Genomic DNA, 8,831 nt, shown 5'->3' on the forward strand with positions numbered 1-8,831 from the left:
TACCGAATAATTTATATATGGCTCAATCTAATATAATCATAATTAAAAATGAGGAATATAATGAATATTATTTCAAGAAATGATGGCACCCAGAGGGTATTTTTAAGCGAAGGCACATTGAATGTTTCTGAGATATTGCAGGAATATTATCCCGAAATCTATGATTCCATTCAAAAGGAAGGGTTCATATTAAAGTACAGCCAATGCAACCTATTCAAGGAACTGATTTTTGAAAATAATGTTGTAGGATTCTGTTCATATGATTTTTCAAGGGAATTCATGACTCTGGCACTGAACAACATCTATGTTTTGCCGAAGTACAGGGGAAATTCATTCCTTTTAAATGAGCTTACATCAACAATGGCCGAACAGAACAAGCCAAGCATTATGGAACCGACCAGGCTGATTGTTGAACTGCTGATTGAATATGGTTTTTCCTCAAAAATCACCGACAACATTGTTGCAAGTGCCATTGAGTTTGTAGTTCCTGCCGATCATGTCCTTTCAAATGGGGAGTATGGCCTTGAGGAACTGTCCACCCATTTCTATGACCTTGACATCTGTGCCAGCATCCATATCCTTGATGCCGAAAGGTCACATGTTGCCTATAGCGCCCCATTGAATTATGACATCATTCATTATGATTGCATTGAATATAGAAATGGCCTTTGCGATGATTATTTCATGGATATTTCCCAAATATTCAAGGACAGGGATGTTGAAATCATGAACGTTATCCTTGATTTGGAGGAGAATCTGCCATTAAAAACCTATACTCTTGATGAAATCATTGGTCCGGAGGGTGAATTTTCATTTTATATCCAATCCATGATTGATGATGCTCACATCACTCAACAGAAGGCACTGGAGATTAAAAGCCAAATCAGGGAGGAATATGAAGCGGGAATGATATTGAATGATTCGCTTCTTATCCGGTTGGCATACCTCTTTGATGAAAACCATGATGGGAGGATTACATTGCATGATGACGTCTGCCCATATTGCGGCATGCCCACTGATACCCATGACAGGTTCTGCCATTTCTGTGGGATAAACCTGGATTATGACTTTGATGAAATGGAAAATGCTCTGTTCAATTCAATCAGTCATGAAAAAAGCGATTTTGAAGAGGATATCAGATTCATCGCATACAAGTTCCTAAAGATGATTGAAGAAAAAATAGATATGGATTATGCCATATTCGCTATTGAAAATACCTATAACATCAATTGGAATGAGCTGAATGGGTTTTTGGATGTTAACGGCTATTTTGCCCAGGATCATATTACTCCTGAAGGATGCGGATTTCTAAAGTCACATCCTCTTCATTTCTGGAATAAATATCACATGGAAATAATCGATTACACTGATTTTGAAAACTATTTCTATATTCATGAAGACTTAGCTTCTATAGAAATTTGTTTAAATTATCTCAATAAATTTGAAAAAGATGAATATATTATAGACATTATTAATGAAATTAAAAAAGATTGTTCAAATTTTTGATTAAATTTATTATTTTAGTTTATTTTATGAAATTCTGTTCCTTTATAGTCATTTTTAAAAAATAATATTTTTATATTATTAAAATCAAATATTAAACTGTACATATTAAAATTAATTTATTTTAAATTGATTAAAATTTTATAAATGTATAGGAAAATGGTGTGATAATAAATGAATGACAAAATGAAATTAGGTTTAATTGCAGCTTTTTCAATTATTGCTCTTTTCGTTCTATCATTATGGATTTCTTCAACACCTGCCGGTGCTGACAATTCAGTGAGGTTCGGCATACTGACATTGCTGCCTCCTCTTATTGCTATTGCGCTGGCATTCATAACCAAAGAGACAATACTCTCTTTATTCATCGGGGTATTTGTTGGGGAATTCATGTTGAGCGTAAACGATATAAACATCGTTTCAACAATAGTAAATGCATTCCTGAATATGTGTGTGCAGATCATCAATTGTATGGCTGACCCTTGGAATGCTGGAATCATCCTTCAATGTTTGCTTATTGGTGGTATCATCCAATTGGTGACAAAGATGGGAGGGGCAAAGGCTCTTGCAGATGCATTTGCAAAAAGGGCTGACACTCCTAGAAAAGCTCAATTATTCACATGGTTATTAGGATTATGTGTATTCTTTGACGATTATGCAAACTCCTTGATTGTTGGTCCTATTATGAGACCTGTAATGGACAAGCTCCATGTATCTAGACAAAAATTAGCATTTGTAGTTGACGCAACTGCAGCACCTGTGGCTGGTATTGCTATTATCTCCACTTGGATCGGTTTGGAAATCAGTTTGATTGCAGCTGGTTTCAAATCTGTTGGAGTAACTAATATTACCGGTTTTGGAATTTTCCTACAGACTATTCCGTACAGGTTCTATAACATATTTATCTTGATTTTTATCGTAATTTCCGCTATGACCCTATATGAATTCGGTCCAATGAAAAAGGCGGAACAGGAAGCTCGTGCCAGAAAAGATGATGAAGAGATTATGGTATTAGAAGCTCCTGGATTTGAGGAAGTCAAACCAGTTGAAGGCATAAAACTATCCGTTTGGAATGCAATTATCCCTATCGGTACTCTGATTATCGGTGCACTCATTGCATTTTACTGGAGCGGATACACTACTATTTTAGGTGGGGAAGACCAGGCACTCATTGCAATCATGAAGTCCTCTCCATTATCATTCAATGGTATCTACACTGCATTATCCCAATCAGATGCATCCGTTGCCCTTTTCCAGGCAGCTCTATTGGCTTCAATTGTAGCCATTGTGATGGCTGTCGGTGAAAGGATTCTTACCATTGAGGATGCAATATCCGAATGGATTGGAGGTATGAAGACAATTACCATTACCGGAGTAATCTTGCTTCTTGCATGGTCACTCGGTGCCGTTATCGGTGAGGTCGGAACTGCAGATTATCTGGTAGGAGTTCTGAGCAGCACAATACCTGCCTTTATCGTGCCGTCATTGATTTTCGTTTTGGGAGCATTGATATCCTTTGCGACAGGTACTTCCTATGGTACAATGAGTATCCTGATGCCTCTTGCTATTCCACTTGCATGGGCAATCAGTTCAGGAGACATGTCCTTTACAATCGTTGCAACAAGTGGTGTATTGACCGGAGCAATTTTCGGAGACCACTGTTCCCCGATTTCAGATACAACAATCCTGTCATCCATGGGAACAAGCTGTAACCACATTGATCACGTTACCACCCAGATGTACTATTCAATTTTTGTTGGTATAATCACAATATTCATCGGTTATATCCCAGCAGGTTTAGGAGTTCCATTCTACTTCTCCTTGCCTATAGGTATCGTTGCAATGTACGTCGGTCTTAAACTGATTGGTGAAAAGGTAGATTTTGAAGAAGTTGGGGAAACATCCTCTTAACTTCATTATTTTTTTTAGTTTCAGTAAAATTTAGGCATACCTAAAAATATTTATATCATAAAGATCCAATTATTATCATGGCCAGAAAACATTTGCCAATTTTTTGTGTTGGTGCCTACTAACCATTTAAATTCCAGTGCTTATTCTCATTGGCATTAAATATCTGGTGTAATTCAAATATTCATATTATCCGTTAAAATCAATTCGTTCGATTTGTGAGTTCTATAAATTGCACGGGATATGGTTTTTTTGGCTGTTTAGGTAACTGAATCAGGAATAGACAGAAAACACGCAAACAACGATTCGGTTACAAATGAATATAAGGATGAATGATAGCATATGAAACTATGCTATTATTTGTCCATCCCCCTATTGTTTAGGTAATGTCAAAAAGAAAGATCTAATAATATTCATCGCAGATATGCTTGTAAGTGCAGAATCTGCATAAAAACTGTCTTTTAGGATAAAAATTTCCCGTATTTACCTGATATCTGACTTTATAGAATGTATCGATCGCGTCATTGATTTCAGATGAGTTCAGGTACTTGCGCTTGTTATCATCTTCACATACGTCAAGCAGTCTCAAACGTCCGTTTTTTGTAAAGAATATTCCGACACTTGAAACGTTCCTGTCATACACATTTTCAACGAGCAGCTTATAATAGCACAGTTCAAGGCGATATTTTGAAAATTTTCCTGAATCGGTGGTCTTATAATCAATGACAACCAGATCTCCGTTTTCATCCTCAAGAATAATGTCGCATATTCCTGAAAAGCGATGGTTCTCATCATGGAGATATTCCTCCTGGCTGAAGAGTTTATAGTCATTGTCCACGAAGACTTCCTTGAAAAACAGTCCCAAATTCTCAACATGTTCCGCAATGTCAGGTCCCATTTCCAAATCGTTGGCAATTTTGATAAGCTCATTTTTGATATTCAGATTGTCGAGTTCATCTCCGAACTTGTCGGCAAATGTTTCGGCCACAGAATGAACATCACTTCCCAAAACCATGTATTTATTGGGTTCGACTTCAATTTCATCGATATACTGAAACTTGAACTCCAATGGGCATTTCAGGTAAGTATTTATTTTTGATTTTGATAATTTCATGGTAAGCACTAATGTTTGGTAAATTTGAATTATTTGGTGGATTGATTAAATCATGTTCATTCCTAATTTTTTTCTAGTTTTTCAATATGATTCTAATGTTTCTGCAGTGGCTGTTTAAACATTATTTTAAGTATTTTCAATGTTGTAAACAGGAACTATGACTTATATCTTAATCATTTGTCCACCTTTACATAAATTATTTAATATTTAAAATATATATCTTTAATTATCATATTAGGAGATTGTTTAAAATGAAAATTATAGCACTTCAAGCAAGTCCTCGTGTAGGTGGAAACTGTGACGTATTGATGGACGAAATGATAAAAGGAATTGAAGAGAATGGCGGTGAAGTAGTCAAATACTACCTTGAAAAATGTGACATTGCACCATGTAAAGCATGCATGTACTGTGCTGAAAACCCTGAATGTGTAAGGGCAGACGACGGAAACAAAATCATTGATGATTTGGTCGCTGCAGATGGTGTAATCTTTGCAACACCAATCTATTACGGTCAAATGTCTGCACAAGGTAAATTAATCATTGACAGGTTCTATGCAGTCGGTCAAAATCCGGATAAAAGCTTATCTGGAAAAGCTGCATTGATATTTACTGAAAACCAGCCTGAAGAAACCTATGCGAACTATATTGAAATGACCAAATTCTCTCCATTCACATTCATGGGCTATGATGTAATCGGCCATGTGGATGCGGGAAGCGCAGGTCCAGCAGGCATTGTTGCTGAAGAGCAAGAGGACAAATTAAAAGAAGCTTATGAATTAGGTTTGAAATTCTAAACCTATTCAACAATTATTTTTTTTCTTTATTTACTCAAAATTTATATAAACTAAAATATATACTTAATTTTAAATAGAAATTTGAATATTTTTAACTTATTATTGCTAAAGGGGTAAATATGAATAAAAAAATAATTTTAGTTTTCACATTGGTGCTGGCCGCATTTTTAACTGTGGGTGCCGTCAGTGCCGAAGGTTTTCTTGATTTTTTAAATGGTGACAGTTCCTCAGGTTCAAATGACGAAAAAACATTTGTTGTAGGATTCAGTGAGTTTCCACCATTCGGATATAAAGATGCCAATGGAGAATATATTGGTTTTGATTTAGATCTTGCAAAGGAAGTTGCAAAAAGAAATAACTGGACATTCAAGGCTCAGCCAATTATCGATTGGGAAAGCAAAGAGGTCGAACTCAATGCAAATGAGATTGACTGCATCTGGAGTGAATTTACAATTGACGGAAGGGAAGATGATTATACATGGTCAGATCCATACTTTAACAGTTCCCAAGTCATTGTCGTAAAATCAAATTCAGGAATTGATTCATTAGACGATTTGAATGGCAAGGTTTTAGAGGTACAGAGTGAAAGCAGCGCATATAATGCAATCCAGAACAATAAAACATTAAAAGATTCTTTTGCAGAAATCAATAAGGTTGGAGATGATGACACCGCATTAATGGACCTTGGCTCAGGAATATGTGATGCAGTTATTATGGATTTTCCGTCTGCGAACTATCGAATAACTGAAAGATTCCACGACACTGATTTCAAGATACTTGATGAACATGTAACACATGAAAAATACGGTGTCGCATTCAAAAAAGGAAACGATGAGATGAGAGACCAGGTTCAAAAAACATTGGATGAAATGTTCAAGGACGGTACAGTCGACAAAATCGCTCAAAAATATGATGATTATGGAATTTCTGAAGAGTTACTTCATATGTAATCTCTTTTTTGCAGGTAATGGGGATGTCATATGGGTTTAGGCTCTTTGTTTAAAAGAAAGAAGAAAGAAAAAAAGGAAGAAGCCAGCGAGGATTCCCACATCGAAATCAACACAGATGACTGTGAAGGATGTGAGAAATGCACAATCGCATGTCCAAATAATGTTTTAATCATTATGGATGATGTGTCAACCGTCCGTGACGCTCAGGTATGCAAAAGCTGCAAGGTATGCATGGCAATCTGTCCGAATGAATGCATTACGGTTAACTGATGTTTTCACGAATTGTGTCGATGAAGCTTCTATCTTCCAGTTTTATTATTTTTGTAATCTTGTCTGATTTTTCAATCTCGACAATGTCTCCGCTTTCCAGTTTGTTTGGAATGCCGTCATTCAGAACGTAAGCGGATGTATTTTCCCTTAGTTCTGTTATTTTTATTTTTATGTTTGATTTTTTTGAGAGGACTATGCTTTTGTTGAGCACAGTATGCGGAGCTATCGGTGTCAGTGTCAATATTTCTGCTGTCGGGTCGACAATAGGACCTCCGCATGACAGGTTATATGCTGTTGAGCCTGTTGGAGTGCATACCAATATGCCGTCGGCAATATATGAGGTAATCAGCTTGTCATTGACTATTGCATCGAATCTCACGACTCCGTTGACGTTTTTGGAAATGGCTATTTCATTCAGTGATTCTGATATCTTTATCTCGTCACCATTGGCTTTTAGGATTTTTCCCTCTACCATCATCCTGTTTTCAATGGTGTAATTGTCATTCAGTATATTTTCCAGAGCCTTTTTCATATCGCTGGGATTGACTTCTGTTAGATAGCCCAATGTTCCGGTATTTATTCCTATGATTGGCTTGTCTGTCATTTTTGCGGTATTAAGAAATGTTCCGTCTCCGCCGATTGAAAAAAGAATATCTGCTTGTGAAATGTCGCTTGCAACTTCAATGTCCCGCTCTTCGCAACAATTTACCAGTTCTTCCTTTGTTTTTAGGGCGATTTTCGTGAAGTCATCTGCATTAATGAATATTTTCATGATTTCTATTTTGTAACAAAAACTAATTAATATTTTCCACTAAAATTATCCAAGAATGCATCAATAATATATGCCGCAATTGTTTTGGTTTCAATTAAATCAATTGTCCTTTCAATATAATCTTGTTTGAAATTGATTACTGCAATTGGAATTAATGTAACCTATACCATCAGATGTTTATTTACTATTTGCTTGCAAAAATACTATTAATGAAAAAACAAATATATTAAATTAACAAAAAAGTTTTGGAGAAAGAAGATGATATATTCAACAGAAATTGAAAATATGTGTCAGGTAAAAAAAGGCGCAAATCATGACCCTGCTCCAATACCTGAAGAGGGTAAATGGGTTAAAGCAAAGCAAATAAGTGATATTTCAGGTTTTACCCATGGAATTGGATGGTGTGCGCCTCAACAAGGATGCTGCAAGTTGACATTAAACGTTAAGGAAGGAATCATTGAAGAAGCATTGGTGGAAACCTTAGGATGTTCAGGAATGACTCATTCAGCTGCAATGGCTGGTGAAATACTTGTTGGAAAAACAATCCTTGAAGCTTTAAACACAGATTTGGTCTGTGATGCGATTAACACCGCAATGCGCGAATTATTCTTACAAATTGTTTATGGAAGAACCCAGTCTGCATTTTCAGAAGGGGGTCTTCAGATTGGTGCCGGCCTTGAGGATTTGGGAAAAGGCCACAGAAGCCAAGTTGGAACAATTCATTCAACAAAAGCTAAAGGTCCAAGATACCTGGAGCTTACTGAAGGCTACATTACAGAATTAGGGCTTGATGAAGATGATGAAATCATAGGTTACAAATACATTAACCTTGGCGTGATGCTTGTTCAAATCAAGGATGGCGTAGACCCAATGGAAGCCATCGAAAACGCAACCGGCCAATACGGAAGATTTGATGATGCCGCCAAAAAAATTGATCCGAGGAAGGAGTGATTGAAATGAGTTTATTTGAAAGTTACGAAAGAAGAATCGACCAAATCATTCCTGTTTTGGAAAAATATGATATCAAAGACCTTGAAGAAGCTAAACAGATATGCCTTGACAAAGGTTTTGACCCATATGAAATAGTTAAGGGCGTTCAACCAATCTGTTTTGAAAACGCCTGCTGGGCATACACCTTAGGTGCTGCAATAGCCATTAAGCAAGGATGCACAAAGGCGTCAGATGCTGCAAAGGCAATTGGTGAAGGGCTGCAGGCTTTCTGTATTCCTGGAAGTGTTGCTGATGACAGGCAAGTTGGTTTAGGTCATGGTAATTTGGCTTCAATGCTTTTAAGCGATGAAAGTGAATGCTTTGCATTTCTTGCAGGCCATGAAAGTTTTGCTGCAGCTGAAGGTGCAATAGGTATTGCCAACTCAGCTAACGAAGTGCGCCAGAAACCTTTAAGGGTAATTTTAAACGGACTCGGAAAGGATGCTGCACTAATCATTTCAAGAATAAATGGTTTCACTCATGTTGAAACAGAATTCGACTACTTTACAGGAGAAGTTAAGGTAGTCAAG

General features: G+C 36.7%; 9 protein-coding genes. 7 read left to right on the forward strand and 2 right to left on the reverse strand.

Annotated features, from left to right (window positions below; translation table 11 throughout):
• Positions 1-60: 60 nt before the first annotated feature.
• Both E7Z79_RS05685 and E7Z79_RS05690 read left to right on the forward strand, forming a co-directional pair.
• Positions 61-1,506: a hypothetical protein gene (locus E7Z79_RS05685; RefSeq protein ID WP_303739004.1), complete on the forward strand. Its 1,446-nt coding sequence runs from the start codon at positions 61-63 to the stop codon at positions 1,504-1,506.
• Positions 1,507-1,677: 171 nt separating this feature from the next.
• Positions 1,678-3,414, forward strand: coding sequence for a Na+/H+ antiporter NhaC family protein (locus tag E7Z79_RS05690; protein ID WP_303739005.1), 1,737 nt, complete (start codon positions 1,678-1,680; stop codon positions 3,412-3,414).
• Positions 3,415-3,814: 400 nt separating this feature from the next.
• On the opposite strand, the gene E7Z79_RS05695 is transcribed toward E7Z79_RS05690, so the two are convergent.
• Positions 3,815-4,525, reverse strand: coding sequence for a PD-(D/E)XK nuclease family protein (locus tag E7Z79_RS05695; protein WP_303739006.1), 711 nt, complete (start codon positions 4,523-4,525; stop codon positions 3,815-3,817).
• A gap of 251 nt (positions 4,526-4,776) precedes the next feature.
• Between E7Z79_RS05695 and E7Z79_RS05700 the strand changes: the two genes are divergently transcribed.
• From E7Z79_RS05700 to E7Z79_RS05710, 3 genes are all read left to right on the forward strand, one after another.
• Positions 4,777-5,319: a flavodoxin family protein gene (locus tag E7Z79_RS05700; RefSeq protein ID WP_303739007.1), complete on the forward strand. Its 543-nt coding sequence runs from the start codon at positions 4,777-4,779 to the stop codon at positions 5,317-5,319.
• Positions 5,320-5,438: 119 nt separating this feature from the next.
• Positions 5,439-6,269 (forward strand): amino acid ABC transporter substrate-binding protein, encoded by an 831-nt coding sequence (locus tag E7Z79_RS05705; RefSeq protein ID WP_303739008.1) that lies wholly within the window; start codon positions 5,439-5,441, stop codon positions 6,267-6,269.
• Positions 6,270-6,299: 30 nt separating this feature from the next.
• Positions 6,300-6,539, forward strand: coding sequence for an ATP-binding protein (locus E7Z79_RS05710; RefSeq protein WP_303739009.1), 240 nt, complete (start codon positions 6,300-6,302; stop codon positions 6,537-6,539).
• Here the strand turns inward: E7Z79_RS05710 and E7Z79_RS05715 are convergent.
• Positions 6,532-7,311, reverse strand: a complete 780-nt coding sequence (locus E7Z79_RS05715; RefSeq protein WP_303739010.1) for an NAD(+)/NADH kinase — start codon at positions 7,309-7,311, stop codon at positions 6,532-6,534. The two genes, E7Z79_RS05710 and E7Z79_RS05715, sit on opposite strands and share 8 nt — an antisense overlap.
• A gap of 258 nt (positions 7,312-7,569) precedes the next feature.
• Here E7Z79_RS05715 and E7Z79_RS05720 point away from each other — a divergent pair, with 258 nt between their 5' ends.
• Together E7Z79_RS05720 and E7Z79_RS05725 are read left to right on the forward strand one after the other, a co-directional pair.
• Positions 7,570-8,262 (forward strand): iron-sulfur cluster assembly scaffold protein, encoded by a 693-nt coding sequence (locus E7Z79_RS05720; RefSeq protein WP_303739011.1) that lies wholly within the window; start codon positions 7,570-7,572, stop codon positions 8,260-8,262.
• 5 nt (positions 8,263-8,267) lie between these two features.
• A partial coding sequence (locus tag E7Z79_RS05725; protein WP_303739012.1) for a GGGtGRT protein occupies positions 8,268-8,831 on the forward strand: 564 nt, incomplete at its 3' end.

Origin of the sequence: Methanobrevibacter thaueri (assembly GCF_015062905.1) — an archaeon.
Lineage (GTDB): Archaea > Methanobacteriota > Methanobacteria > Methanobacteriales > Methanobacteriaceae > Methanocatella > Methanocatella thaueri_A.